This is a genomic window from Polaromonas sp. P1_G2, assembly GCF_056405515.1.
Genome location: NZ_JBFUBY010000722.1, coordinates 1 through 596, shown reverse-complemented (window position 1 = coordinate 596; position 596 = coordinate 1). Strand labels below are relative to the sequence as shown.

General features: G+C 64.3%; 2 protein-coding genes. Both read right to left on the bottom strand.

Annotated elements, in window-relative coordinates:
• Nucleotides 1–304: TIGR02679 domain-containing protein (locus tag AC1D0P_RS27180; RefSeq protein ID WP_477679573.1), on the bottom strand; the 304-nt coding region annotated here is incomplete at its 3' end.
• Nucleotides 301–596: SbcC/MukB-like Walker B domain-containing protein (locus AC1D0P_RS27175; RefSeq protein ID WP_477679572.1), on the bottom strand; the 296-nt coding region annotated here is incomplete at its 5' end. The genes AC1D0P_RS27175 and AC1D0P_RS27180, both read right to left, overlap by 4 nt.

Sequence of the window (596 nt, the reverse complement as noted above, 5' to 3'; positions counted from 1 at the left end):
GATGAGGGATGGTGCCGTCAAGCTTTTCCAACGCATCGCGCAGGGATTTGGCGATGCCGGAGCGCCGCAGGTCGGCATCAAGCCGGAGAACGTCGATCTGCAGCGACTTCGAGCGGCGCTGCCGGCGGCCGAGCAGCGCGGCCAGTGCCGCGTATTCCTCTGCGCTCAGTCCGACGACGCGAATATGATCGACGGCGCCCTCGATCGGCGCACGCTCGAAGCGTTGGCGCAGCCGCTTGCGCAGCGAGGCAAGATGGTCACCACCGAGCAGGCGTTGAAGACGCGGGTCGACTTGATCGCTCATGCCGGCGCAAATCTGCGATCGGGATCGGCCTCGGGCTTCTTCTCTCGTCCGTCCCAGGTCCATCGCGAGACGAATACGGCGTCGATGCCTTCGCGCCGCTGCAACTGGCAGATGGCGACACCCGGCAATTCGGCATAACAAGCCCACTCGCGCTCGCTGGTGATGACGAAGTCCAGATCGAACTCGCGGATCAGCCCCATGCAATGCGCTCGCGCTGTGTCATCGATGCCGGCAAAGGCTTCGTCGAGCAGCATCAGCCGTGGAGCCAGAGCATAGCTGCCCTGGCTGTAGA